At 67.4% G+C, this 258-nt stretch carries 1 protein-coding gene; it reads right to left on the minus strand.

Translation table 11 applies throughout. The features are described 5' to 3' along the window. Positions 1-258: AMP-binding enzyme (locus tag Q0994_RS34050; RefSeq protein ID WP_299542626.1), on the minus strand; the 258-nt coding region annotated here is incomplete at both ends.

Here is a 258-nt window from a genome sequence, read left to right on the forward strand (position 1 = left end):
GCGTTGGCGAGGTCGGGGCGGTGGGTGTCGGGTGCGGGGAGTGCTTTGGTGTCGACTTTGCCGTTGGGGGTGAGGGGCAGCTGCTCCAGCGTCACGTACGTGGCCGGGACCATGTAGTCGGGGAGTTGCTGCTGGAGGTGGGTGCGCAGTTCCTGGGTGCTGGGGTTGGGGGTGTCGGGGTTGGTGACGATGTAGGCGGTGAGGCGTTTGTCGCCGGGGGTGTCTTCGCGGGTGGTGACGGTGGTGGTGTGGATGTGG

It is taken from the genome of uncultured Streptomyces sp. (assembly GCF_947488945.1).
Taxonomy (GTDB): domain Bacteria; phylum Actinomycetota; class Actinomycetes; order Streptomycetales; family Streptomycetaceae; genus Streptomyces.